Annotated in this window: 21 protein-coding genes; 8 read left to right on the top strand and 13 right to left on the bottom strand. The window is 72.2% G+C overall.

The genetic code is table 11. From position 1 onward, the window contains the following. Window positions 1-10: 10 nt before the first annotated feature. The 5 genes from AB0J76_RS19400 to AB0J76_RS19380 all read right to left on the bottom strand — a co-directional run bounded on the left by AB0J76_RS19400 (window position 11) and on the right by AB0J76_RS19380 (window position 3,751). Window positions 11-517 (bottom strand): hypothetical protein, encoded by a 507-nt coding sequence (locus tag AB0J76_RS19400; RefSeq protein WP_352324463.1) that lies wholly within the window; start codon window positions 515-517, stop codon window positions 11-13. Beyond that, window positions 514-1,263: a LytTR family DNA-binding domain-containing protein gene (locus AB0J76_RS19395; RefSeq protein WP_352324464.1), complete on the bottom strand. Its 750-nt coding sequence runs from the start codon at window positions 1,261-1,263 to the stop codon at window positions 514-516. Before AB0J76_RS19395 ends, AB0J76_RS19400 begins: the two co-directional genes overlap by 4 nt. 115 nt (window positions 1,264-1,378) lie before the next feature. Further along, window positions 1,379-2,557 (bottom strand): histidine kinase, encoded by a 1,179-nt coding sequence (locus AB0J76_RS19390; RefSeq protein WP_352324465.1) that lies wholly within the window; start codon window positions 2,555-2,557, stop codon window positions 1,379-1,381. A gap of 76 nt (window positions 2,558-2,633) precedes the next feature. After that, entirely contained in the window at window positions 2,634-3,047 is a 414-nt protein-coding gene (locus AB0J76_RS19385) for an HIT domain-containing protein (RefSeq protein ID WP_352324466.1), read from the bottom strand. After that, window positions 3,044-3,751 (bottom strand): DUF1838 family protein, encoded by a 708-nt coding sequence (locus AB0J76_RS19380; RefSeq protein WP_352324467.1) that lies wholly within the window; start codon window positions 3,749-3,751, stop codon window positions 3,044-3,046. The genes AB0J76_RS19385 and AB0J76_RS19380 overlap by 4 nt, the downstream gene beginning before the upstream one ends. Window positions 3,752-3,803: 52 nt before the next feature. On the opposite strand from AB0J76_RS19380, the gene AB0J76_RS19375 reads away from it, so the two are divergent. Together AB0J76_RS19375 and AB0J76_RS19370 are read left to right on the top strand one after the other, a co-directional pair. Further along, window positions 3,804-5,360, top strand: a complete 1,557-nt coding sequence (locus tag AB0J76_RS19375) for an MFS transporter (RefSeq protein ID WP_364390024.1) — start codon at window positions 3,804-3,806, stop codon at window positions 5,358-5,360. 5 nt (window positions 5,361-5,365) lie between these two features. Further along, the gene (locus tag AB0J76_RS19370) at window positions 5,366-5,962 is read left to right on the top strand and encodes a helix-turn-helix domain-containing protein (protein WP_352328836.1); all 597 of its coding nucleotides are present in this window, start codon (window positions 5,366-5,368) and stop codon (window positions 5,960-5,962) included. Here AB0J76_RS19370 and AB0J76_RS19365 read toward each other — a convergent pair. Genes AB0J76_RS19365 through AB0J76_RS19350 form a run of 4 tightly spaced genes read right to left on the bottom strand, consistent with a single transcriptional unit; the run spans window position 5,949 to window position 8,339 of the window. After that, window positions 5,949-6,386 carry a protease inhibitor I42 family protein gene (locus tag AB0J76_RS19365; RefSeq protein WP_352328834.1) on the bottom strand — a complete coding sequence of 146 codons (438 nt, stop codon included), beginning with the start codon at window positions 6,384-6,386 and terminating at the stop codon, window positions 5,949-5,951. The two genes, AB0J76_RS19370 and AB0J76_RS19365, sit on opposite strands and share 14 nt — an antisense overlap. Next, entirely contained in the window at window positions 6,383-7,270 is an 888-nt protein-coding gene (locus tag AB0J76_RS19360) for a YihY/virulence factor BrkB family protein (protein WP_352328832.1), read from the bottom strand. The genes AB0J76_RS19365 and AB0J76_RS19360 overlap by 4 nt, the downstream gene beginning before the upstream one ends. A gap of 53 nt (window positions 7,271-7,323) precedes the next feature. Beyond that, on the bottom strand, window positions 7,324-7,962 hold the full coding sequence (locus AB0J76_RS19355; RefSeq protein WP_352328831.1) for a DUF3618 domain-containing protein: 639 nt from the start codon (window positions 7,960-7,962) through the stop codon (window positions 7,324-7,326). Next, the gene (locus AB0J76_RS19350; RefSeq protein ID WP_352328829.1) at window positions 7,959-8,339 is read right to left on the bottom strand and encodes a phage holin family protein; all 381 of its coding nucleotides are present in this window, start codon (window positions 8,337-8,339) and stop codon (window positions 7,959-7,961) included. The genes AB0J76_RS19355 and AB0J76_RS19350 overlap by 4 nt, the downstream gene beginning before the upstream one ends. Before the next feature lie 295 nt (window positions 8,340-8,634). Here AB0J76_RS19350 and AB0J76_RS19345 point away from each other — a divergent pair, with 295 nt between their 5' ends. Further along, entirely contained in the window at window positions 8,635-11,580 is a 2,946-nt protein-coding gene (locus AB0J76_RS19345) for a DEAD/DEAH box helicase (RefSeq protein ID WP_352328827.1), read from the top strand. A 2-nt stretch (window positions 11,581-11,582) separates the two neighbouring features. After that, window positions 11,583-12,356 (top strand): SWIM zinc finger family protein, encoded by a 774-nt coding sequence (locus AB0J76_RS19340; protein WP_352328826.1) that lies wholly within the window; start codon window positions 11,583-11,585, stop codon window positions 12,354-12,356. Window positions 12,357-12,358: 2 nt separating this feature from the next. On the opposite strand, the gene AB0J76_RS19335 is transcribed toward AB0J76_RS19340, so the two are convergent. The 3 genes from AB0J76_RS19335 to ctaD all read right to left on the bottom strand — a co-directional run bounded on the left by AB0J76_RS19335 (window position 12,359) and on the right by ctaD (window position 18,038). Continuing rightward, window positions 12,359-13,297 carry a diacylglycerol kinase family protein gene (locus tag AB0J76_RS19335; RefSeq protein ID WP_358285242.1) on the bottom strand — a complete coding sequence of 313 codons (939 nt, stop codon included), beginning with the start codon at window positions 13,295-13,297 and terminating at the stop codon, window positions 12,359-12,361. Window positions 13,298-13,376: 79 nt separating this feature from the next. Then, window positions 13,377-16,127 carry an immune inhibitor A domain-containing protein gene (locus AB0J76_RS19330; RefSeq protein ID WP_352320230.1) on the bottom strand — a complete coding sequence of 917 codons (2,751 nt, stop codon included), beginning with the start codon at window positions 16,125-16,127 and terminating at the stop codon, window positions 13,377-13,379. A gap of 213 nt (window positions 16,128-16,340) precedes the next feature. Then, the gene (ctaD, locus tag AB0J76_RS19325) at window positions 16,341-18,038 is read right to left on the bottom strand and encodes a cytochrome c oxidase subunit I (protein WP_352320232.1); all 1,698 of its coding nucleotides are present in this window, start codon (window positions 18,036-18,038) and stop codon (window positions 16,341-16,343) included. Between the two features lie 184 nt (window positions 18,039-18,222). Here ctaD and AB0J76_RS19320 point away from each other — a divergent pair, with 184 nt between their 5' ends. After that, window positions 18,223-19,428, top strand: a complete 1,206-nt coding sequence (locus tag AB0J76_RS19320) for an aminotransferase class I/II-fold pyridoxal phosphate-dependent enzyme (protein ID WP_352320234.1) — start codon at window positions 18,223-18,225, stop codon at window positions 19,426-19,428. Here the strand turns inward: AB0J76_RS19320 and AB0J76_RS19315 are convergent. Beyond that, window positions 19,425-19,997, bottom strand: a complete 573-nt coding sequence (locus AB0J76_RS19315) for a hypothetical protein (RefSeq protein WP_352320236.1) — start codon at window positions 19,995-19,997, stop codon at window positions 19,425-19,427. The two genes, AB0J76_RS19320 and AB0J76_RS19315, sit on opposite strands and share 4 nt — an antisense overlap. A 52-nt stretch (window positions 19,998-20,049) precedes the next feature. Between AB0J76_RS19315 and AB0J76_RS19310 the strand changes: the two genes are divergently transcribed. The 3 genes from AB0J76_RS19310 to AB0J76_RS19300 all read left to right on the top strand — a co-directional run bounded on the left by AB0J76_RS19310 (window position 20,050) and on the right by AB0J76_RS19300 (window position 24,670). Next, on the top strand, window positions 20,050-21,411 hold the full coding sequence (locus AB0J76_RS19310) for an FAD-linked oxidase C-terminal domain-containing protein (protein WP_352320238.1): 1,362 nt from the start codon (window positions 20,050-20,052) through the stop codon (window positions 21,409-21,411). 162 nt (window positions 21,412-21,573) lie between these two features. Beyond that, window positions 21,574-23,979, top strand: a complete 2,406-nt coding sequence (locus AB0J76_RS19305) for a protein kinase (RefSeq protein ID WP_352320240.1) — start codon at window positions 21,574-21,576, stop codon at window positions 23,977-23,979. Window positions 23,980-24,040: 61 nt separating this feature from the next. Beyond that, a complete protein-coding gene (locus tag AB0J76_RS19300) occupies window positions 24,041-24,670 on the top strand; it encodes a TetR/AcrR family transcriptional regulator (protein WP_352320242.1) in 630 nt (209 codons plus the stop codon). Window positions 24,671-24,714: the final 44 nt, after the last annotated feature.

Here is a 24,714-nt window from a genome sequence, read left to right as displayed (position 1 = left end):
TTCGCGCCGGTCACCGGCGTTCCACCAGCTCGGCGAAGTGGCGTTCGTTGCGCTCGGCCTGGCGGACGTACAGCCAGGCGCCGATGACGAAGGCGGGGTAGATGAGCCCGGCCAGCACCGCCCAGGGCAGGGAGACGCCGAGGACGTCCACCTCGCGCAGTTCGGGGATGAGCAGGAACAGCAGCGGCAGGCCGCCGACCACGCAGGCCAGCACGGTGCAGACGAACAGGGCGAGCCGGAACTGGGTGCGCAGCAGCGAGCGCATGTAGACCTCGCCGAGGCGGGTCTGCTCGTCGATCTCCCTGGTGGCCGGGTAGCGGGGGCGGCGGGCGGCGGCGGTGCGCGGGCTGGTGACGCTGACCCGGCGCGGCGTCTCGGAGCGGCGGAAGGCGTCCATGCGGCGGGCGGCGTCGGTGCGGCGGGCGGCGTCGGTGCGGCGGGCGGCGTCGGTGCGGCGGGCGGCGGGGTCGGTGCGCGGCGAGCCCGCCGGACGCCCCGGCCGGGGATCGGGGGTCATTCCGTCCTGCCCTTCCTGGCGCGGCGGACCAGCAGGTCGCGCAGCTCGCGGGTGTGCCGGCGGCTCACCGGGAGCTCGGTGTCGCCGACCCGCACGCTGCACCGGCCCGAGTCGATGTGCAGTTCCTCGATGTGCTTGACGGCCACCAGATGGCTGCGGTGCACCCGGACGAACCCGGCCGGGGCCCAGCGTTCCTCCAGCGTGGCGAGGGGGATGCGGACGAGGTGGCTGCCGTTCGCGGTGTGCAGCCGGGCGTAGTCGCCCTGGGCCTCCACGTAGAGGACGTCGGCGCTGGAGACGAACCGGGTCACGCCGCCCAGCTCGACGGGGATGGTGTCGCTCTCGCCGGTCTCGGCGGGCACGTCGGCCGAGACCGCCACGCGCCTGATGGCCTCGGCGAGCCGTTCGGGACGTACCGGTTTGAGCAGGTAGTCCTCGGCCTTGATCTCGAAGGCGTCCACCGCGTGCTCCTCGTAGGCGGTGACGAATACGACCCGCGGCGGGTTGGCGAACTGCGACAGCAGCCGTCCGAGCACGACGCCGTCCAGCCCGCGCATGCGGATGTCGAGGAAGACGGCGTCGATCGGGCGGCCCTCGGCGATGCCGCGGTCCAGCAGGCGCAGCGCGGCCGCCCCGTCGCGGGCCGTCACCACCTCGCCGATGCGGGCGTCGGCGCGGAGCAGGTAGGACAGGTCCTCCAGCGCGGGTAGCTCGTCGTCCACCGCCAGGACGCGCAGCCCGGTCACACGTCACTCCTCACACCTCGAATGCATTAGACAGTGATGAAACCGGCACCAAACGTCAAGGCCGTCACGGCGGGGTCACAGGTGGGGGCAGGTATGAGGGCGGCCTGGTTGAAGGTCAGCGGGCCGAGACGCCGGGGTGGTACTTCGGCAGGCGCACGTTGACCTTGGTGCCCGCGCCCGGGCCGGTCTCGACGACCAGGCCGTACTCGTCGCCGTAGACCTGGCGGAGCCGTTCGTCGACGTTGGCCAGGCCGACGCCGCCGGTGGGGGCGATCTCGCCGGCCAGGATGCGGCGCAGCCGCTCGGGGTCCATGCCGAGGCCGTCGTCCTCGACGGTGATGCGGCACTCGGCGCCGGCGTCCTCGGCGATGATCGTGATGCGGCCGACGCCGTTGCGGCTCTCCAGGCCGTGCCGGACGGCGTTCTCGACCAGCGGCTGCAGGCACAGGAACGGCACCGCCACCGGCAGCACCTCGGGGGCGATGCGCAGGGTGACCTGCAACTGGTCGCCGAACCTGGCGTGTTCGAGGGTGAGGTAGCGCTCGATCGAGTGCAGCTCCTCGGCCAGCGTGGTGAACTCGCCGTGCCGGCGGAAGGAGTAGCGGGTGAAGTCGGCGAACTCCAGCAGCAGCTCGCGGGCGCGTTCGGGGTCCGTACGGACGAAGGAGGCGATCGTGGTGAGCGAGTTGTAGATGAAGTGCGGCGAGATCTGCGCGCGCAGGGCCCGGACCTCGGCCTCCATGAGCAGCGTGCGCGAGCGGTCGAGCTCGGCCAGCTCCAGCTGCGAGTTCACCCAGCCGGCCACCTCCTGCGCCGCCCTGACCAGGCCGGCCGAGGCGTTCTGCCCGTAGGCGGCCAGCGCGCCGACCAGCCGGTCGTCGGTGGTGAGCGGGACGACGACGGCGTGCCGGATCGGGCATTCGAGCAGCTCGCAGTCGATGGTGAGCACCTGGGTGCGGCCGTCCCGCAGGGTGGCGGCGGCGTGCTCGAACGCCTGGGCGGCGTGGTGGTCGCCGGCGCCGTCGTAGACGAGCAGGCGCTCGCGGTCGGTGATCGCGAGCGCGGCCGAGCCGAGCAGCGCGCGCAGGTGGCGGGAGGCGCGCTCGGCGCCCTCGGGGGTCAGCCCGGCCCGCAGCGGCGGCCCGGCCATGGAGGCGGTGTGCAGGGTCTCGAACGTGGCCCGCTCGGCCGGGCTGGTGCCCAGCTCGCGGCGGCCCCGCATGACGCGCCAGAGCACGATCGCGGGCACGCCCACCAGCACGGCCACGACGGCGACGCCGACCAGGTACTCCACGCGCCCCGAGCCTAGCGCCCGCCGCCGCCCATGCCGTCCGCGGCACCTGCACCTGCACCGGCACCACGTGCGAGCCTCACTCGGCCGCCAGCGCCTTGGCGACGGCCGCCGCGTAGGTCTCGGCCTCCTGCGCGGACTCGTAGGTGGTGCGCGGCCAGAAGAAGCCGCGCAGCCCGTCCTTGCGGTTGCGCGGCACGACGTGCACGTGCAGGTGGGGCACGCTCTGACTGATCCGGTTGTTCATCGCCACGAACGTGCCGGCCGCCTCCAGCCCCTCCTCCACGGCCCTGGCCACGGCCTGCACCCGGGAGAAGAACGGCCCGACGTCGGCGAGGTCGGCCAGCGTCTCGACGTGCAGCCGCGGCACGACGAGCACGTGCCCCTTGAAGACCGGACGGGTGTCGAGGAAGGAGACGGCCACCTCGTCGGCGCTCACCACGTGGGCGGGACGCGCGCCGGCGATGATCTCGCAGAACAGGTCGGTGCTCACCGACCGACCTTATCGGCGAAGGCCGTCCAGCTCGTCATGTTGGGCGCGCTCCACTCGGCGGGGGCGTGCAGGAAGTGCTCGCCGACGCGCTCGCGCAGCCGCCCGGGGACGTCGGCGACCTTGGCGCCCCGGCAGTGGTAGACCAGCCCGCCCGGCCGCTGTCCCATGGCCATCCAGGGCAGCCAGGGCGAGACCCGGCACCAGGAGAAGACCGCCGGCACGTCGGGCATGCCGGACTCGACGTCGGCGGCCGAGGCGAAGAACTGGAACAGCTCCAGCGCCCGGTACGTGTCCCGAGCCGAGTTCTCCGGATATTTCGCGACAGGTAGTGGCGAGGGGTAGGAAAGGCGGATGTCGGCGTTGAAGACGACCTGCTCCCCCAACCGCGTCACCGGCACCGGATAGGCCCCGAGCCGCTGGTTGACCGGGTCGTTGAAGACGTGCTGCACCTCGACGGACCGTCCGGTGAGCGGGTTGTCCCACACGTCGATCGGTTCCCTGGTCCTCGGGTCGAGGTAGAGCGCCGCCTCCCTGGTCAGCAGCTCCCAGCCGCCGTCGGCCGGGCGGGCCCGCGCCACGTTCAGCCCCTCGAAGCCGAACAGGTGATGGGGGCCGTCGTCGTCCTGCCAGCCGTAGACGTCGCCGGTCCAGTAGGAGATCGTCTCGGCGCCGTCGGCCGAGGCACGCACCCGGATGAAGTCCATGATCCGGAGCTTACCCCTTGTTTCGAGACAGCATGTTGCTATCTTTAGGGACATGGTGTCGCTAAATGCGCGGACCCGGCAGAGCTGGCTCCCGCTGATCGTGCTCGGCGTCGGGATGTCGATGATCATCATCGACGCGACGATCGTGAACGTCGCCGTCCCCGCGATCATGGGCGATCTGGGCCTGTCGGCCACGGACGTCGAATGGGTCAACTCCATCTACTCCCTGGCCTTCGCCGCCCTGCTCATCCCCCTCGGCCGGACCGGCGACGTGCACGGCAGGCGCCGGATGTTCGCCGTCGGCCTGGTGGTGTTCCTGGCCGCGAGCATGCTGGCCGCCTCCGCGCCGAGCGGCGCGCTGCTCATCGCCGCCCGCGTCGTCCAGGGGGTCGGGGCGTCCATGGTGGTCCCGATGACGCTGGCGATCATCAACTCCCTCTACACGGGCTCGCGCCGGACGATCGCCTTCGCCGTCTGGGGCTCGATCATCGGCGGCATGGCCGCGCTCGGCCCGCTGCTCGGCGGCTGGGTGGTGACCGACTTCGGCTGGCGCTGGGCATTCTGGGTGAACCTGCCCATCGGCCTGCTCGTGCTGCTCGGCACGGCCAGGGTGCCCGAGTCGAAGGACCCGGCGGCGGGCGGCTCGGACGTCCCCGGCGTGCTGCTGTCGGTGGCCGGCCCGGCCGCGCTGGTGTTCGGCCTGATCGAGGGCCAGCGCTACGGCTGGTTCACGCCGACCGGCGAGGCCACGCTGTTCGGGTGGGACTGGCCGCTCGGCGGCGTCTCGCCGATCCCCTTCGCCTTCGGGCTCGCCGCGCTCGCGCTGACCGCGCTGCTGCTGGTCGAGCGGTCGCGGGCACGATCGGGCCGCCCGGTCGTGCTGGACCTGTCGCTGTTCGCCATCCCCTCCTTCAGGTACGGCGGCGCCGCCGCGATGATCATCAGTCTCGGCGAGTTCGGCCTGATCCTGGTGCTGCCGCTGTTCCTGCAGGCGGCCATGGGGTTCACCGCGTTCGCCACCGGCCTGATCATCGCCTCGCTGGCCGGGGGCACGTTCCTGGCGGGCGGCGTCGTGCCGCGGCTGGGCCTGGCGCCCAGGGTCGTCGTGCGGCTGGGGCTCGTCCTGGAGGCCGTGGGCGCGATCGCGATCGGCCTGGCCGTCTCCCCCTCGCTCGGCCCGTGGACGCTGGTGCCGTGGCTCGTCGTGTACGGCGTCGGCGTCGGCTTCGCCTCGGCCCAGCTCCCGAACGTGATGCTGGCCGACGTGCCCGCCCGCCGCTCCGGCGTGGCCTCCGGGCTCCAGAGCACGATCCGGCAGCTCGGCGCCGCCGTCGGCATCGCGGTGCTGGGCGCCGTCCTGGTCACCGGCCTGGACGCGGCGATGGCCGCACGCCTGCCCGGCAAGCCCGCGCTCGGGCAGGCCGTACGGGAGAGCGCCGGCGCGGCCGTCGCGGCGATCAGGGAGCCGGCCGACCACGCCGCCGCGGTGGCGGCGGCGGCCGACGCCACCCGCCGGGTCACGATCGTGACCGGCATCGTGCTGTTCGGCGGCGTCGGGGCGACGTTCCTGCTGCCCGATACTGGGAGGAGACGACGCGAGGAGGAGTGAGTCCGGTGCCGAGGATCAGCGCCGCCACGGTGGCCGACCATCGGGCCAGCCAGCACGCGGCCCTGCTGGCGGCCGCCATGGAGGTCCTGGCGGCCGAGGGCCCGGCCGGGCTCACCCCCGCGGCCGTGGGCGCGCGGGTCGGGCTGGCCCGCTCCAGCGTCTACCGCTACTTCTCCTCCACCGCCGACATCCTGGCCCAGCTCGTGGAGGACGCGATCCCCCGCTGGGCCGACCGGCTCGTCACGGCCACCCGCGACGGCGGCCTCGAGGAGCGGGTGCGCGCCTTCGGCGCCGTGTCGCTGGCGTTCGTCACCAGCCCCGACCACGCGCTGCTGCGCGCGGTGGCCGCGGCCGACCTGCCCGCCGAGTGCCGCCACCGGCTCGACCAGCTGCACGAGACGATGATCGAGCCGCTGCGCGGCCTGCTCGCCGAGGCCGGGGAGCCGCATCCGGACCTGGTGGCCCACCTGGGGTGGAGCATCCTGGGCGAGGGCCGGCGCCGCCTGGCCGCGTGCGCCGAATCCGGCGCCGACGCCGGCGCCGAGGTGATCACCGCGACCACCCTCGACGTGTTGTGCCGGGCCGTGCTCAGCGCACGGTGATCTCGAAGACCGCCTCGCCCGACTGCCGCCTGCTCTCCTCGTCGGGCGGCGTCGAGCTCTGGCCGCAGCGCCAGCAGTCGCGCAGCGTGATCTCGGCGGTGCCCGGGCTCTTGCTGTTGAAGACGAAGTAGGCCGTGCCGCCGCTGCCGGGGCCCTGGCCCGCGCTCCTGCGCTCCTCGCTGATGTAGGAGGCCACCCTGGCGTCGGGCACCGCCGCGAGGCGCCAGTCGTCGCCCACCGACGGGTTGTCCGGGACGGCCAGCGAGAACCGCTGCCCGGGGCGCAGCTCGGCGCGCACGGTCGTGCCCTTGGCGCCCTTGACGACGGTGCCGAAGTCGCTGACCGCCGAGCCGTCGCTGCAGCCGGCCACCAACCCCGAGGTCAGCAGGGTCAGTGCGGCGACGACGGCCTTTCCACGCTTCACTCGGGAAGGCTATCCTCCTTCGGCGGGTCCCTGGGCTCCACGTACGGCTCCTGCCCGACGGGCTCGCCTTCGGCGATCTGGCGTTCCCTGATCAGCTCGGCGTCCAGCTCGGCCCCCAGCAGCAGGGCCATGTTCGACAACCACAGCCAGATCAGGAACACCACGACGCCGGCCAGCGTGCCGTAGGTCTTGCCGTAGGACCCGAAGTGGCCCACGTACAGGGCGAAGCCGCCGGAGACCACGACCCAGAGCACCACCGCGAGCAGCCCGCCGGGGGTGATCCAGCGCACGCCGGGCTGGCGCACGTTCGGCGCGGCCCAGTAGAGCACCATGATCAGCCCGGCCGCGACGAGCGCCAGCACCGGCCATTTCAGGATGTCCCAGGCGGTCACCAGCGCGCTGCCCAGGCCGAGCGCCTTTCCGACGCTCCTGGCCAGGTCGCCGGTCAGCGCGACGGAGATCGCGCCGAGCGCCAGCAGCACGGTGGCCAGCACGGTGAGCCCGATCCGGAGCGGCGTCACCTTCCAGAACGGACGCCCCTCGTCGATGTCGTAGATGGTGTTGCCGGCCCGGATGAACGCGCCGATGTAGCCCGACGCCGACCAGAGCGCGACCAGCAGGCCGACGATCGCGACCAGGCCGGCCGAGGCCGCGTTCTCCTGGACCGAGCGCACGCCCGTGACGATCAGGGAACGCACCTCGTCGGGCGCCAGCACCACGAGGTTGCCGACCAGGGTGGCGGTGTCGCGCCTGCCGAGCAGGCCGAACACCGACACCAGCACGATCAGCGCGGGGAAGATGGACAGGACGGCGTAGTAGGTGAGCGCTGCCGCGAGGTCCTGGACGCCGTCGTTGCGGAACTCGACGACGGTGCGTTTGAGCACGCTCCACCAGGCCCTGCGGGGCAGTTCCGCAGGTCTTTCGGGGGAACGCACGCCTACTTCGCCCTGTTGCGCTTCCTGAGCCGCCGCACGACGAGGGCCGTCACCGCCGCCGCCGCGGCCAGCAGCAGCACCGGACGCTTGCGCGCCCCGGTGGCGGCGTCCTTGACCTGGTGGGGGGTGGCCTCGCGGACCTTGCCCGCGACCTCGCCGGCCATGCCCTTGGCGGTGCCGGTCACCTCGGCGGCCTTGCCCTTGGCCACGCCGGTGATCTCGGCGACCTTGCCCTTGGCCGTGCCGGCCGCCTCGGCGGCCCGGCCCTTCAGGTCGGCCTTGTGGGCCAGGGCGCTGACCGTGTCGCCCAGTTCGTTCCTGGTCTCCTTGATGCTTTTTCGCACGTCGTCCTCTTCCTCGTCGTCCTCGCCACGGCCCCCGCCCCCGCCGCCGCCCAGCGACTCCTCCTCGACCGCGCGGCTCTCCACCGCCTCGGTCCGGTCGTCGGGCACGGGGGTCTCGGGGATGAAGGTCTCGTGTTCCTGGCGGGCCAGTTCGGCCCGTTTCGCGTTCTCCGCAGCCCCCGGTCTCGTCGGAGGCACGTTGATCGACTCGCGTTCGGTCGGCGTGCCGACGGTCGCCCTGCGGGCGCCCACGTCACCGGCGTGCTGCTCGCTGTATCCGGGGTCCGTCTCGCTCATCGGCGTGCCCTCTCCTTGACCATGTCGATATCGGCCTTGACGCTCGCGATGGTCTCCTCGGGGACCGGCGGCGTGGCCTGTTTCACCTGGTTCTTTCCGGTCAGGCCGAGCAGGGCGGCGGCGATGAGCAGGACCGCCCCCACGATCGCGGCGGCCGCCCACGCGGGCATGACCAGAGCGAGGAGCAGGACGACGGCGGTCACCAGCGCGGCACCGCCGAAGAACGCGGCCATCCCGGCCGCGCCGAACAGCCCCGCGCCGAACCCCGCGCGCCTGCCCTTCTCCGCGAGCTCCAGCCTGGCCAGGCGCAGTTCGTCCTTGACGAGCCTGGAGACCTGGTCGGAGAGATCACTGACCAGCTTGTGGGTATCGTTCACGACGTCGCCTCCTCCGCTGAGCAAGGCGACTACCCAGCTGACCGCCTGTTATTACCTCTTGGCGGCCTTCAGCAGGAACCGCAGGACGGATTCCACCGGCGACTTGGGCGCCTCGCACCAGTTGTCAGGCTGCTTCGGCCTGCTCCACGGAGAGGGGAGCTCGCACGAGGGAGCCTGCGGCTCAGGCCGCTCACACCACGATCCGGGAGTGTTCATACTTCGATGGTACGACTTCCGGCCCGGCCCGCAGAAGACTCGCGGACCGGTCGCTCCGGGCCGGCGGTAACCTGCCGGGGTGCTGGTACACGGGGTGTGGGCGGGTGACGGGCTCGCCTTCTGGGGAGAGGTTCCCGGCCGGGCCGCCGCCGTGTCCCGTGGGGCGGGCGCGCGGCCCCATCCGTTCGCCGCGTCCCCTGACGAGCTGGCCGGCGCGCCGGGGCTCGGGGTGGGCGGGACGCCGTCCAGGGTGCTGGAGCTGCTGCTGCCGGGGTCGGCCAAAGGGCCGCTGCCCTCGCCGGAGACGGGGCTGCTGACGGAGGTGGTCAGGCCGCGGCTGCTGCCGTGGCGGGTGCCCGCGGTCGTGCTGCCGCCCGGCGAGGCCCTTGACGCGCTGGACGGCTCTCCGGGCGAGGCCACCGCCACCGTCCGCCACTGGGCCGCCGTCGCCGCGCTCGCCCGCGACCTGGTGGCCCGCGGCCGGGTCGTCCCCCAGCTCGTCCCCCGACCCGCGCCCGGCCCTCAGCCCGACCCCGAGCTCGGTCCCGGGCCCGACGGCGGCGGCGACGGCGGCGCGCTGGCCCTGTGGCGGCCCGTGCTGACCGGGGCCGACGCCGCCTACTTCCGCGACCTGGCCCTGGCCATGCCGCCGGCCTGCCGCACCTGGGCCGCCGAGCGCCCGGCCGCCGAGGTGCAGCTCCAGGCTTTGGAGGCGTTCACCGACGCGCTCGTCCGGCGGGCCGTCACCACTCCCCTGGCCACCGCGCCCACGACGCCGCGGGAGCGGTGGCTGGCCGCGCTGACCGGCGACCCGGCCTGCCCCGACGACCCCGGGCTGCGCGAGGAACTGGACCGCTGGCGGGCGGCCGTCACGGCGGCCGAGGGCGCCACCCGCGTCTGCTTCCGCCTGCTCGAACCGGCCGCCGGCGACGACTGGCGGGTCGAGCTGGCGTTGCAGGCCGCCGACGACCCCAGCCTGTACGTCCCGGCCGCCCGCGTCTGGGGCGGCGAGAAGGGCCTGCCCGGTCGGCCGGAGCGCGAGCTGCTGGCCGGGCTCGGCCGGGCCGTGCGGCTCTACCCGGAGCTGGACCGGGCCCTGCGCGTGCCGGAGCCGAGCGAGCTGGCCCTCGACACGGCGGGCGCGTTCGGCTTCCTGCGCCAGGCCGCGCCGCTGCTCCAGGCGGCCGGGTTCGGGGTGCAGCTGCCGCGCTGGGCGGGCCGTACGAAACTCGGGCTCAAGCTCACCACCAGGACCAAGCCGCAGACGGCGGCCGTCAGCCAGGGCTTCGGGCTGCGCGAGCTGGTCGACTTCCGCGTCGACCTGGCGGTGGGCGAGGAGACGATCAGCGAGGCGGAGCTGGCCGAGCTGGCCAGGCTCAAGGTGCCGCTGGTCCGGGTCCGCGGCCAGTGGGTGGAGCTGGACGACCGGCAGCTCAAGGCGGCGCTGCGGGCCGTGGAGGGGGTGCGCGCGGGCGAGGCGGCGGCGGCCGACCTGCTGCGCCACGTGATCCAGGGCGACGACGAGCTGCCGTTGCTGGCGGTCGACGCCGACGGCGTGCTCGGCGACCTGCTGTCGGGCCAGGCCGAGCGGCGGCTCACCCCGCTCGCCACCCCGCCGGGCCTGGACGCCGTGCTGCGGCCCTACCAGGAGCGCGGGCTGGCGTGGCTGAGCTTCCTGTCGGAGCTGGGCCTCGGCGGCGTGCTCGCCGACGACATGGGCCTGGGCAAGACGGTCACCACGCTGGCGCTGCTCGTGCACGAGCGGGCCGCCGCGCCGACGCTGCTGGTCTGCCCGATGTCGCTGGTGGGCAACTGGCAGCGGGAGGCGGCCAGGTTCGCCCCGGGGCTGCGCGTGTACGTCCACCACGGCCCCGGCCGGGACGCCGCCCGCATCGCGACGGCCGACCTGGTGATCACCACGTACGGCACCGCCCACCGCGACCTGGAGGCCCTGCGGGAACACGAGTGGCGCCGGGTGGTGTGCGACGAGGCCCAGGCGATCAAGAACAGCGGCACCCTGCAGGCCCGTGCCGTACGGTCGATCCCCACCGGCACCCGGCTGGCGCTGACCGGCACGCCGGTCGAGAACCACCTCGCCGAGCTCTGGTCGATCATGGAGTTCGCCAACCCCGGTCTGCTCGGGCCGCGGGCCCGCTTCCGCACCCGGTTCCAGGAGCCCATCGAGGCCCGCCAGGACGAGCAGGCCGCCGCGGCGCTGAAGCGGGCGACGGGCCCGTTCATCCTGCGCCGCCTCAAGACCGACCGGTCCGTCATCTCCGACCTGCCGGAGAAGATCGAGATCAAGGAGTGGTGCCCGCTCACCCCCGAGCAGGCCACGCTCTACCAGGCGGTCGTGGACGACATGCTGGCCCGGATCGACGACAGCGAGGGCGTCGAGCGGCGCGGCCTGGTGCTGTCGGCCATGGCCAGGCTCAAGCAGGTCTGCAACCACCCGGCCCACCTGCTGAAGGACGGCTCCCGCCTGGCCGGCCGCTCGGGCAAGCTGGCCCGGCTGGAGCAGCTGGCCGAGGAGGTCCTGGCCGAGGGCGAGAAGGCGCTGCTGTTCACCCAGTACGCCGAGTTCGGCACGATGCTCCAGCCCTACCTCGCCCAGCGGCTCGGCCGCCCGGTCCTGTGGCTGCACGGCGGCCTGCCCAAGAAGACCCGCGACCGGCTGGTCGAGCGGTTCCAGAACGACCAGGAGCCGATGTTGTTCCTGCTGTCGCTCAAGGCGGCCGGCGTCGGGCTCAACCTGACGGCGGCGAGCCACGTCATCCACGTCGACCGCTGGTGGAACCCGGCCGTGGAGGACCAGGCCACCGACCGGGCCTTCCGCATCGGCCAGCGCAGGAACGTCCAGGTGCGCAAGCTGATCTGCGCGGGCACCCTCGAAGAGCGCGTCGACCAGATGATCGAGCGCAAGAAGGCGCTGGCCGAGCGGGTGGTCGGCGCCGGCGAGGAGTGGCTGACCGACCTGTCCACCGACGAGCTGCGCGAGGTGTTCCGCCTCACGGGAGGGTCCTGACCATGCCCGACTGGTACGACGGCAGCGGCCCCATCGAGGTCGAGGGCGGCCTGCGGGCCCGGTCGCGGCGCGGCAGCATCGGCTCGGCCTGGTGGTCCAGGCGCTTCGTCGACATCCTGGAACGCGTCTGCGACAAGGGCCGCCTGTCCCGCGGCCGCGCCTACGCCCGCAAGGGCCAGGTGCTCTCGATCGAGCTGTCGGCGGGGCTGGTCCGGGCGTCCGTGCAGGGGTCGCGGCCGAAGCCGTACGACGTCGTGGTCAGGATCGACGTCTACGGCGAGGACGTGTGGGCGCGGCTGGAGGAGGCCGTCGCGGCGCAGGCCGTCCACCGGGCCAGGCTGCTGGCCGGGGAGATGCCGGTCGAGATCGAGGAGCTGTTCGCCGCCCATGGCGTCGACCTGTTCCCGCGCGACCTGGACATGGACTGCTCGTGCCCCGACTGGGGGTTCCCGTGCAAGCACCTGTCGGCCGTGCTCTACCTGCTGGCCGAGTCGTTCGACGACGACCCGTTCCTGGTGCTGGCCTGGCGCGGGCGCACCCGCGAGCAGCTGCTCGGCTCGCTGGCCGACGACCCGCCCGCGCCGGACCCGCTGGAGGTGGCCGACGTGCCGTTCGCCGACCGGCTGGCCGACTTCTACGCGCCCGGCGCCACCGCGCACCGCCCAGAACGCCGCTCCGCCGCGGCCGCCTCCGACCTGCTGCCGCGGGTCTTCCCGCCGCCCGCGGGCCTGGCGGACGCGCTCGCCCCCGCCTACCGGGCGCTGGGCGAGGGCTGAGGTCAGTTGTCCTCGAAGGAGTCGGGGACCATCACCCGCACGCCGTTGGGCACCACGCGCAGCGTGATCGGGGTGCGCAGGCGCACCTCGCCGTCGACGTCGGCGGCCATCGGCGGGTCGGTCTCCAGCAACATCTCCCGGCCGACCACGAACGGGCCGCCCGCCAGGCTGCGCCAGCGGCCGGTGGTCGCGCGCAGCAGCGTCTCGCCGAGCAGGCGCAGCTTCTTGCCCGAGCCGAGCTGGTAGGCCACCAGCATGCCGTTGTCGATGCTGATGTCCTTGGCCACCTGCCAGCCGCCGTGGAAACGCCCGTTGGCGATGTTGAGCTGGTGGGTGAGCAGCTCGTGGCGCTGGCCCTCGACGGTGATGTAGGCCCGGAAGGGCCGGTGGCCCGGCAGGACGGTGAGCGCGGTCATCGGGTAGGCCGGGCGGCCCACGATGCGCTTGAGCCACGGCTTGACCCGGCCGGCCACCTCGACCGAGACGCCGAAGCTGGCCAGGTTGGCGAAGGGCCGGTCGCCGGCCATGCCGAGGTCGATGTCGGCGACCTTGCCGGTGGAGAACACCCGGATGGCGCCGGCCAGGTCGAGCGGCAGGCCGAGGCTCCTGGCGAAGTTGTTGGTGGTGCCGAGCGGCAACACGCCGAGCGCCACGTCGCGGTGGGCGACGTGGCGCACGGCCGAGGAGAGGGTGCCGTCGCCGCCGCCCACGATCAGCAGGTCGGGGTCGGTGGCGAGGGCGGTGTCGAGCAGGTCGCGCAGCCGCTTGGGGTTGTAGACCGACAGCTCGGCCAGCGGCTCGAACCCCAGGTTGTGCAGCTGCTCGATGACCTCGAAGTAGTGGCGGCGGCCGCGGCGCGAGCGAGTGTTCACCACCACCGCCACCCGGCGATCCCGCCGGATCGCCTCAGTGTGCTCGATCTTGGTGCGCAGTTCGCTCATGGTCATCAATCGTAGGCGCTGTGTCCGCCGCTCCGTGCTGGATCGGGGGGCCGCCGGAGACCCGGCGGCCCCCCTCACGCTACTTCTTCGGCGGGACGACCTGGACGATGGCGCCCAGGTTGCCCGGCAGCGGGCTGATCAGCTTGAACTGCACGCCCAGCGCCTTGCCCTCGTCGCCGGGGTTGCCCGAGCCGGCGACGTGGCCGTTGCCGAGGTCGGTGCCGTACAGCTCGGTGGCGGGGGTGCCGTCCAGGTGCACCACGCGGGTGCTGTACGGCTGGTCGCCCTTGCTCGGCACCACCGTGGAGGCGTCGAAGTCACGGTAGTAGAGCGAGCCGTTCTGCAGCTCGAAGCCCGGAACCCAGGTCTTCGCGTCGGTGAAGTTCGGCACGCCCTTGAGCGCGGGGACGTTGGTGCAGTACTCGCTGAACGGCTCGTCCGGCGCCTCCAGGCACTCCTTCAGCGGGTAGGTCTTGTTGAAGGAGAACGCCGCGTTCGAGGACTGCGTACGGCCCTCCAGGTTCTTGTGCCTGGACGGGTCCTTCTCGGCGGCGGTGCCGGTGCGGCGCAGCGGGTCGTAGTGCGAGTCCACGACCAGCAGGCTGCCCTTGGAGCCGATGCTCGGCGGCAGGGTCAGGTTGTTGACCACCGAGTTGTTGGTGAAGGTCGAGTCGCGGTACCAGACCAGCAGGCCGGGCGCGTTGTACTTGACCTTCTCGACCTTCCACGCCCCGTCGCGGGAGTAGTTGGTGTCGTAGGCGTACTGCAGGCCCTTGTCGAAGCCGTCGAAGTTGCGCCACTCGGCGAGGTAGAAGCGGGAGATCTCGCGCGAGCCGTTGTTGATGGTCCAGCCCTGGCCGCTGGTGTTGGTGAACGTGCCGCCGGTGGCCTTCCAGCCGTTCTCGCCGTTCTCGACGTCGTCGCTCCAGACGGCGGTGCCGCCGTTGGTGAGCGAGAAGTCGTCGGCGTGCCAGCCGCGCGGCTCGAAGGCGGCGTCGGTGTTGTAGGTCAGGCGCAGCTTGATCGACTGCCCGGCGTACGGCGTCAGGTTGACGTAGTCGTGCCGCCACTGGCCGCCGGTGTCACCGGTGAGCCCGTACTTCTTGTTGCCGAACGTCTTGAGGTTCTTGTTCGGGTCGGGGTAGCCGTCGGGGGTGGTGACCTCGGCGCCGGCCTCGTCGTAGACCTTGAGCTGGGTCCAGGTCTGGCCGCCGTCGGTGGAGACCTCCACGAAGCCGAAGTCCCAGTCCTGCTCGATCTCGTAGTTGTTCCACATCCAGAACCGCACGTCGGAGCCCGCGGGCACCGGGACGTCGCGGGTCAGGGTCTGGTTGGCCCAGTCCTGGTCCAGGTTGGACCACCAGGCCTTCGTGCCGCTGTGCGTGTCGATCATCTTCAGCGGCGTGGAGGCCAGGTTCACCCGGACGCCGTCCTCGGTGAGCTTGGGGGTGCGCGAGGACTGCCCGACCGTGACGAGCCTGGAGGCGTCACCCGGGTTGAACGTCTTCGGGTTGGCCCAGCCGAGCACCCACTTGTCCCACAGGCCCATGTGCGTGGGCATGGACTGGAAGATGGGGCCGGAGTGGGAGCCGCTGGACATCAGGTCCCAGAAGTCCACCGCGGAGCTGGCCTGGCCGCTGGTGTCGTACAGGTCGGGCAGGCCCAGGTCATGGCCGTACTCGTGGGCGAAGACGCCGACGCCGGAGTCCTCGGGCTGCACGATGTAGTTGGAGATCTTCTTGTCGCTGCCGGGGATCTTGTAGCCGCCCGCGACCGCGCTGGAGTGCGCCCAGATGGCGTAGGTGCCCTCGGCGCCGCCGTCAGAGGACTTGTCCTTGCCGGCGTGCACCATCACCAGGTGGTCGATGACGCCGTCGGGCTCGTCGAAGTTGCCGTCGCCGTCGGAGTCGGCCACGTCCTCCTGGTCGTAGTCGGCCCACGGGAAGTTGGGCTGGGCCGCGGCCAGGGCGTTGACCGTGTCGATGGCGAGCTGGCCCGCGCCGGTCGGGTTGCTGGGGTGACCCGACATGTCCTGCGGCTGGCCGCCACAGGCCGCGGCGCCGTAGTACGCCTCGGAGTGGGGGGCCTTGATCCAGCCGACCGCCGAGCCGGTGACGGAGTAGGCGCCCTTGGACAGCTCCTCGTACATCTTCTTCATCGTGAAGCCGGAGATGTCGATGCCGGGCTTGCCGTCGCGCGGGTCCTTGAGGTCCTTGCGCACGCGCTCGGTGATGCCCTTGTCGCTGTAGAGCATCTTGTTGAAGTGGTCGGTGCTGAAGTCCTTGAGCCAGAAGGAGTTGTTGTCCTTCTGCGGCAGCGTCGCCGGGTCGGGAATCTTGTTGTGCAGCGGGCCGTTCTTGAGCGTGCCCGGCGGCTCGACCACGCAGTCGTCCGGCGGGCTGTCGGTCGTGCGCAGCCGGTTGAAGCCGGAGAAGTCGTCGTTCGCCTGCTCGTTGAACTCGACCAGGACGGTGAGGAGCTTGGCGGTCTTGACCTGCTTGGAGTTCTTGAAGATCCACTCAGCCGGGTTGCGGCCGGTCCTGATCGCCTGGTTCTCGCGGGCGGCGAGGACGCGGGCCGCGGCGGGGTTCCCGCTGACGAACTTCCTGTCGAACTTCTCCGCCGGTGAGAGCGAACGGGCCTTGCCCTTGTTCAGGCCGGGTTCCTGCGGCTCCTTCTCGACCCGCGGGGGAGCGTAGTTGATGTAGTAGTCCGCCGCCGTGGGCTGGTAGCTGGCCACTGACGTGGCCTGGGCCGCCGGGACGGTCAGCGCGGCGCCGAGGAGGGCGACCGCCGGGAACGCGACTAACAGGCGCTTTGAGCTTGGCACCAGGTACCCTCTCTGCCCGGGGTCGCCGGGCGCATGGCCATAGGGTGTGCAATGCCGGACGCTAGAGGGTGGATAAACGGGTCGTAAAGTACGTTGTTGAAACGTGATCAAACCACGACATTTTGACCAACAGAATTGCCGCGGCGACGTCGCCCGCAATGGTCCCGCATAAACCGAACAACGCGATCTTGAAACGCCGGACCGGCCGGCAGGTCAGTCGGCGGCGAGCACCGGCGGCGGCTGCTCGGGGCCGGGGTCCGGCTCCACGGCGGGCGTCGCGTCCTCGTGCGGGTAGTGCAGGTCGAACGCGGGCCGCTCGGAGCGGATCGGCGGCATGCTGGTGAAGTTGTGCCGCGGCGGCGGGCACGAGGTCGCCCACTCCAGCGAGTTGCCGTACCCCCAGGGGTCGTCGAGCGTGACCCTGGGCGCGTGCCTGGCCGTCCGGTACACGTTGTAGAGGAACGGCAGCGTCGAGGCGCCGAGCAGGAACGCCCCGGCCGAGGAGATCTCGTTGAGCGCGGTGAAGCCGTCGGCCGCGCTGTAGTCGGCGTACCGGCGCGGCATGCCGAGCTGGCCCAGCCAGTGCTGGACGAGGAACGTGGTGTGGAAGCCGATGAACAAGGTCCAGAAGTGCACCTTGCCGAGCCGGTCGTCCAGCATCTTGCCGGTCATCTTCGGCCACCAGAAGTAGAAGCCGGCGAACATGGCGAACACGACCGTGCCGAAGACCACGTAGTGGAAGTGCGCGACGACGAAGTAGGTGTCGCTGATCTGGAAGTCCAGCGGCGGCGAAGCCAGGATGACGCCGGTCAGCCCGCCGATCAGGAACGTGACCAGGAACCCCACCGCGAACAACATCGGCGTCTCGAACGACAGATGGCCGCGCCACATCGTGCCGATCCAGTTGAAGAACTTCACTCCCGTCGGCACCGCGATGAGGAACGTCATGAACGAGAAGAACGGCAGCAGCACCTGCCCGGTCGCGAACATGTGGTGCGCCCACACGGTCATCGACAGCCCGGCGATGGCGATGGTGGCCCCGATCAGGCTCATGTAGCCGAAGATCGGCTTGCGGCTGAACACCGGGATCACCTCGGTGACGATCCCGAAGAACGGCAGCGCGATGATGTAGACCTCGGGATGGCCGAAGAACCAGAACAGGTGCTGCCACAGCAGCGGCCCGCCGTTCGCGCCGTCGAAGACGTGCGTGCCGAGCTTGCGGTCCGACTCCAGCACCAGCAGCGCGGCGGCCAGCACGGGGAAGGCCATCAGCACGAGCATGCTGGTCAGCAGCACGTTCCAGGTGAAGATGGGCAGGCGGAACATGGTCATGCCCGGGGCCCGCATGCCGATGATCGTGGAGATGAAGTTGACCGCGCCGAGGATCGTGCCGAGGCCGGACATCACCAGGCCCATGATCCACAGGTCGCCGCCGACCTGCGGCGAGTGGACGGCCGACGACAGCGGCGTGTAGGCGAACCAGCCGAAGTCGGCGGCCCCGCCCGGGGTGAGGAAGCCCGCCAGCACCATCAGGCCGCCGAACAGGAACAGCCAGTACGCCACCGCGTTCAGCCGGGGGAAGGCCACGTCGGGCGCGCCGATCTGCAGCGGCATGACCACGTTGGCGAACCCGGCGAACAGCGGCGTGGCGAACAGCAGCAGCATCACCGTGCCGTGGATGGTGAACAGCTGGTTGTACTGCTGCTGGCTGACCACCTGCATGCCGGGCTGCGCCAGCTCCGCCCTGATCAGCATGGCCATGACGCCCGCGACGAGGAAGAAGCCGAAGGAGGTGATCAGGTAGAGGTACCCGATGACCTTGTGGTCGGTCGTCGAGAGCCAGGAGGCGATGACGGTCCCGGTACGGCGGCGCCTGACCTGCTCGATCGAGGTGTCCCGAACAGTCGTCACGGCTGCTCCCTCCTTCGCGGAGTTGTGCCTGCCCCGATGTCCTCCATTCCACTCCGGCGATCGCCGGACGGGAAGCGCTTCTTTAGAACGTCTTTGAACCGGTGTCCCACATGCCGGGCGATTACCGGACCCCTGGGGGACTTCTTCTATCCTTTGGACCGAACCGACTCGGAGGAGAGATCTCGTGACCGCACAGAGTGACTACGCCGCCCTCGTCCAGCGGGGGCTCTCGCTCGACCTCACCCGGGGCAAGCCGTCACCGCGCCAGCTCGATCTCTCCGACGACATGCTCAAGCTGCCCACCTCCGTCAAGGCCGCCGACGGCACCGACGGCCGCAACTACGGCAACCTCCAGGGCCTGCCCGAGCTGCGCGAGATCTTCGCGCCGCTGGTGCAGGTGCCCGCCGGGCAGCTCGTCGTGGGCGGCAACTCCAGCCTGACGCTGATGCACGACACGATCGTGCACGCGCTGCTGTCGAAGGTGCCGGGGGCCGAGCGCCGCTGGGTCGAGGAGCCGGAGATCACGTTCCTGTGCCCGGTGCCCGGCTACGACCGGCACTTCACCATCTGCGAGCGGCTCGGCATCAAGATGACCGCCGTCGCGATGAACGCCGACGGCCCCGACATGGACGTCGTGGAGCGCCTGGTCGCCGCGGACCCGGCGGTCAAGGGCATCTGGTGCGTGCCCAAGTACAGCAACCCGTCCGGCGTCACCTACAGCGACGAGACCGTGCGCAGGCTGGCCGCCATGCCGACGGCGGCCCCCGACTTCCGGATCATGTGGGACAACGCCTACGCCGTCCACCACCTCACCGACACGCCGGACGAGCTGGCCGACCTGCTCGCGCTGGCGGCCGAGCACGGCAACCCCGACCGCGTGTTCGTCTACGCCTCCACCTCGAAGGTGACGTACGCGGGCTCGGGCGTGTCGTTCTTCGGCTCCTCGCCGGCGAACGTGGAGTGGTTCCTCGCCAACACCGCCAAGCAGTCCATCGGCCCCGACAAGCTCAACCAGCTCCGGCACGTGGAGTTCCTGCGCGACGCCGCGGGCGTGGCCGCGCACATGCGGCGGCACGCCGAGCTGATCGGCCCGAAGTTCGAACTGGTCGACAAGGTGCTGACCGAGCGGCTCGGCGACCTGGCCACCTGGACCAGCCCGCGCGGCGGCTACTTCATCAGCCTGGAGGTGCCGCACGCCGCCGAGGTGGTGGCCAGGGCCAAGGCCGCGGGCATCGCGCTCACCCCGGCCGGCGCCACCCACCCCTACGGCCAGGACCCGGCCGACCGCACGATCCGCATCGCCCCCACCTTCCCCGAGCTGGAGGAGCTGGAGCAGGCCATCGACGGCCTGGCCGTGTGCGTCCGCCTGGTGGCGGAGGAGCGCGGCTAGATCGCCCGGCCCCGGAAGCCGAAGATGTACTCGCGCGTCTCGCCCGGATGGAACGAGACGCCGACCCCCGGCTCGAACGCGACGTTGTCGCGGGCGCAGTAGTACAGCCGTTCCCACACGGCCAGCGCCTTCTCCCGGGCCGGGGCCTCGGCGTGGTCGCGCCTGCGGGCGCCGCGCGCGCCGAGCACGAACAGCAGCCCGAGCCCCCAGAACAGCCCCGTGAGGCAGAACGGCGCGAGCAGCACCTCGCTCCACTGCGAGTCCTTGCCCATCGCGATCACCAGCGACACGACGAGGTGCACCAGGGCCGCCACGCCGAGCATGATCCACCCCTGGTTCCTGGCCCAGGGCGTGTAGTGGCGGCTGGGGAACGACATCCACACCGCGAGCTGCGTACGGCTCATGACGTGCTTCGACGCGCCCATCGACGGCGCGGTCGGCAGGTCGGCGACCTCGCGCTGGCTGGGCAGTCTGACCCTTCCGATCCGGTATGTCGTCCCCGCGGCGACCGCGCCCGGAACCGAGACGAGCTGGTCAGCCTGCGTACATACCGGGCACCTGACTTCCACCCAGGGCAGTCTGGCCTTAAGGAACGGTCCGCGCAAACCGTAGGGTTCAGGTGTGAGACCGATTGATGCCCTGGTGAACTCGCTGTCCGAAGCTCGCGTGCTGACCGACCCGGACGTGATCGACTCCTACGCCCGCGACCGCACGTTCGTCGAGCCGGGCAAGCCGCTCGGCGTGGTGCTGGCCGCCTCCCGCGAGGACGTGGTGACGACCCTGCAGTGGGCCACCGAGCACCGGGTGCCGGTCGTGCCGCGCGGCGCCGGCACGGGCCTGGCGGGCGCGGCCACGGCCGGCGACGGGACGATCGTGTTGTCGCTGGCCAGGATGACGGCCATCAGGGAGCTCTCGCCCGCCGACGAGATCGCCGTGGTGGAGCCGGGGGTCATCACCGCCGACCTCGACCGCGCCGCCCGCGAGCACGGGCTCATGTACGCGCCGGACCCCTCGTCGTACGAGATCTCCACGATCGGCGGGAACCTGGCCACCAACGCCGGCGGCCTGCGCTGCGTGAAGTACGGCGTCACCAGGGACGCCACGCTCGGCCTGGAGGTCGTGCTGGCCGACGGGCGGATCCTGAACACCGGCCGGCGCACGATGAAGGGCGTCACCGGCTACGACCTGACCGGGCTGTTCGTCGGCTCGGAGGGCACGCTGGGCGTGATCACCGCGGCCACCGTGCGGCTGCGGCGGGCGCCGGCCGCGCCGCCGGCCACGTTCGCCGCCGAGTTCGGCTCGCTGCGCGAGGCGGGCGCGGCCGTGTCGGCGATCATGGCCGCGGGCTGCCAGCCCTCGCTGATGGAGCTGCTGGACCGCGCCACGCTGGAGGCCATCGACGACTGGCGCAACATCGGGCTCGAACCGGCCACGCAGGCCATGCTGATCGGCCAGTCCGACGCCGCCGACGGCCAGGCGGTGGCCGCCCGCATGGAACGGCTCTGCCTGGACAACGGCGCCTCGTTCGTGGCCGTCTCCACCAGCCCCCAGGAGACCGAGGAGCTGGTCGGGCTGCGCAGGATGGCCTACCAGGCCAAGGAGCGGCTGGGGGCGTGCCTGGTCGAGGACGTGTGCGTGCCGCGCTCGGCGCTGCCCGAGATGATCACCGCGATCGAGGCGGCGGCGGCCCGGCACGGCGTGCGGATCTGCACGGTGGCCCACGCCGGCGACGGCAACCTGCACCCGGTCTTCATCTTCGAGCACGGCACGGCCGAGCCGCCCGCGCAGGTGTGGGCCGCGGCCGACGAGGTGTTCCGGCACGCGCTCTCCCTCGGCGGCACGCTGACCGGCGAGCACGGCGTGGGCGTGCTCAAGCGGCGCTGGCTGGGGCTGGAGTCCGGGCCGGTGGCGGCCGAGATGCAGCAGGGCATCAAGGCGGTCTTCGACCCGCTGGGCATCATGAACCCGGGCAAGGCCATCTGAATTTGCCAAGCCGTGACCTTGGGCTCCGGCGCGGACACGACCTGCGACGAAACACTGACATGTCCCGTCAAAAGGCGAAACTTACTTACAGGTCCGGCAGACGTCCCACATGTCACGCTGGTAGCGTTTTGCCCCATCTATTGGTTGTCATGGGGGTCCGACGTGAATCAGTTCCAGCCGTTGGCGGCGGACGACCCGCGGCGGCTGGGGGCGTACGACATCGTCGCCCGGCTCGGCGAGGGTGGTCAAGGCGTCGTCTATCTGGGCAAGAGCGACTCAGGTGACCAGGTCGCCGTCAAGCTGCTGCACAACGCCCTCGTGGCCGACGCCGACGCGCGGACCAGGTTCCTGCGCGAGGTGGCGGTGGCGCAGCGGGTCGCCCGGTTCTGCACCGCGCCCGTCCTCCACGCCGACCTCGACGGGAGCCGCCCGTACATCGTGAGCGAGTACGTGCCCGGCCCCTCGCTGCGCGAGCTCGTCATCAACGAGGGCCCGCGGCGGGGCGCGGCGCTGGAACGGCTCGCGATCAGCACGGCCACCGCGCTGGCGGCCATCCACCGGGCCGGGATCCTGCACCGCGACTTCAAGCCCGCGAACGTGCTCATGGGCCCCGAGGGGCCGGTCGTGATCGACTTCGGCATCGCCCGCGCGCTGGACTCCCCCGGCGCGACGGCCACGGGGATGGCGATGGGGACGCCGTCCTACCTGGCGCCGGAGCAGCTCAGCGGGGCCGCCGTGTCGGAGGCCGCCGACGTCTTCGCGTGGGGCGTCACGATGGTGTACGCGGCCACCGGCAAGCCCGCGTTCGGGGCCGACTCGATCCCCGTGGTGATGAACCGCATCCTGAACGAGGAGCCGCAGCTCGGCGGGATGGAGGGCGAGCTCGCCGCGCTGGTGGGCCTGTGCCTGTCGAAGGACCCGGCGCAGCGGCCGAGCGCCGACGAGCTGATCGTCCGGCTCACGGGGCAGCCCGCGCCCAAGGCCGCCGTCGAGCCGGTCACCGGCGCGACCGCCACCCCGGCCGTGCCCCACCAGGCCGGGCCGGTGAACGGCCCCTCCGGGGCGGCGCAGGACGCCTACCCCGGTCCCTGGACCCAGCCGACCGGCGCCAACGCCGTGCCCCGACAGCCCGGCCCCGACAACCGTCCCGCCCCCGGCGTCCCCCAGGGACCGGCGGGCGGCCACCAGGGCGCGGCGGGCCCTCAGGGTGCGGCGGGCGGCCCTCAGGGCCTCCCGACCGGCCAGGGCGCGCCGGGCGGCCCCCACGCGGCCGCCATGCCCGGCGCCGCCCAGGGCGGCCCCCACCCGGGCGTCCCGCAGGCCGGCGTTCCCGGCGGCCCGCACACGCCGGGCGGGCCCCAGACGGGCGCTCCCCATGGCGGCGCCCCCGCCGGCACGCCCGGCGGCCTCCAGAGCGGCGTTCCCGGTGGGCCTCAGGGCGGGGTTCCCGGCGGTCCCCAGGCCAGTGGCATGGGTGCCCCGGGCGCGCAGGGCGCGGGGCCGCACGGGCACCCGCACGGCGGCATGCCGGGCACTGCTCAGGCAGGACATCCCGCCGGCCCCCAGGCGGGGCACCCTGGCACCCCTCAGGCGGGGCACGCCGGTGGACCTCAGGCGGGGCACGCCGGCGGCCCCCAGGCGGCGAACGCGGGGGCGACCAGGGTCGGCGGTCCCGGTGGTCCCGGCGGTCCGCAGGGCGGGTCCCCCGGCGCGTCGTCCGGTGAGGCGTCCGGCAAGGCGCCGGACAAGCAGCGCCGGACGCTGACGCTCGCGCTCTCCGGCGCGGCCGCCGCCGCGCTGCTGGTGGTGGCCGGCGCCGTCGTGGTGCAGGCCAACAGCGACAAGGTCGCCGTGAACACCACCGGCAACTCCTCCCAGAACCCCGCGGGCGACGGACAGGGCGCCGGGCAGCCCGAGCCGCCGGTCGCCGAGGTGACCCCGGACCCGATCCTCACGGCGGAGACCGGCGAGCCCGTCCCCACGCTGGACGTCGGCCAGGCCGAGCCGCCCAAGAAGGTCAAGCACACCAAGGAACCGGTCATCACGGTGCCGCACCCGGTGACGACCGTGCCGACGACCCGTCCGGCCACCAAGAGCCCCACGCCCAAGGCCACCCCCACCAAGAAGAAGAAGCCGACCGGGCTGATCAACGGCGAGGAGCAGCCGACGGCGCCCCCGACCGCCGGCCCCACGACGACGGTCCCGGCCAAGAGGCCGGCGGCGAGCAGGCCCTCCCCCAAGCCGAACACCTACAACGTGGTGACCGTCTGCGGCTCCGGCTACAAGGTGATCGACAAGCACGCGCTGGGCGCCTCGGCCACGATCTACCTGCTCTACAACACCGGCGCGGGCAAGAACTGCGTGGTCACGATGTCGAAGCTGGTCTATCCCGGCAAGGTCTCCATGAACGCCACCCTCCAGGTGCAGGGCGGCGCGAGCGGCGGCAACCCGGGCAAGTTCACCGCGTACGCGGGCCCGGTCCGGCTGGCGGCCGTGAAGAAGTGCGTGATCTGGGGCGGTTCGTGGAACTCGCTGAGCTGGAAGTCCGGCTGGAGCCACTGCACCTGACGTGACGGCGCGTGGCGGGAACCCCTTCCTTCCGCGCGCCCCGCTCGCTACGGTGACTGACGTGATCGTCAGATCCTTGAGCCTGCGCGGCAAGCGCACGCGGGCCACGTTGCTCGCGGCCGGGCGTGAGGCGTTCGAGGAGCACGGGTATGACGCCGTGCGGATCGACGACGTGTGCGCGCGGGCCGGGGTCTCCCACGGCACCTTCTACACGTACTTCGACTCCAAGGAGTCGCTGTTCGGGGAGGTGGCGCAGACGGTGGTCGGCGAGATGTTCGCGGCGAGCGCGGTCGGCGACGCCGCCTCCGGCGACCCGTACGCCCGCATCGAGGCCGCCAACCGCCTCTACCTGCGGGCCTGGACGGCCAACTCGCGCCTGGTCCGCATGGTGGAGCACGCCGCCGACGCCGATCCCCGCTTCGGGCGGCTGGTGCTGGAGCTGCGCGAGGCGTTCGTCCGGCGCGGCGCCGACGGGCTGCGCCGGCTGCAGGAGCAGGGCCTGGCCGACCCCTCGCTCGACCCGCGGCTGACGGCCGTCATGCTGGGCGGCATGGTCGAGCACTTCGCCCACGTGTGGCTGGACCTCGGGGAGCGGGCCGGCGAGCAGGACGCCGTCGACCACCTGACCCGGCTGTGGGCGCGGGCCATCGGGCTGACGTCCACGTCGACTTCGCGACAGGAGGCCCCGTGATCAGGAGCCGGCTCGATCCGCGCGACGCCGAGCACCTGGCCCGG

The organism is Nonomuraea sp. NPDC049624 (assembly GCF_040675255.1).
Lineage (GTDB): Bacteria > Actinomycetota > Actinomycetes > Streptosporangiales > Streptosporangiaceae > Nonomuraea.
The sequence above is the reverse complement of the archived record's forward strand: the minus strand, read 5'-3'. Positions and strand labels throughout refer to the sequence as shown.

What these genes read in the sequence shown, in the direction of transcription:
- AB0J76_RS19400 (WP_352324463.1), bottom strand. Translation starts at nt 517, where the DNA reads ATGACCCCCGATCCCCGGCCGGGGCGTCCGGCGGGCTCGCCGCGCACC.
- AB0J76_RS19355 (WP_352328831.1), bottom strand. Translation starts at nt 7,962, where the DNA reads ATGAGCGAGACGGACCCCGGATACAGCGAGCAGCACGCCGGTGACGTG.
- AB0J76_RS19375 (WP_364390024.1), top strand. Translation starts at nt 3,804, where the DNA reads ATGGTGTCGCTAAATGCGCGGACCCGGCAGAGCTGGCTCCCGCTGATC.
- AB0J76_RS19380 (WP_352324467.1), bottom strand. Translation starts at nt 3,751, where the DNA reads ATGGACTTCATCCGGGTGCGTGCCTCGGCCGACGGCGCCGAGACGATC.
- AB0J76_RS19335 (WP_358285242.1), bottom strand. Translation starts at nt 13,297, where the DNA reads ATGAGCGAACTGCGCACCAAGATCGAGCACACTGAGGCGATCCGGCGG.
- AB0J76_RS19340 (WP_352328826.1), top strand. Translation starts at nt 11,583, where the DNA reads ATGCCCGACTGGTACGACGGCAGCGGCCCCATCGAGGTCGAGGGCGGC.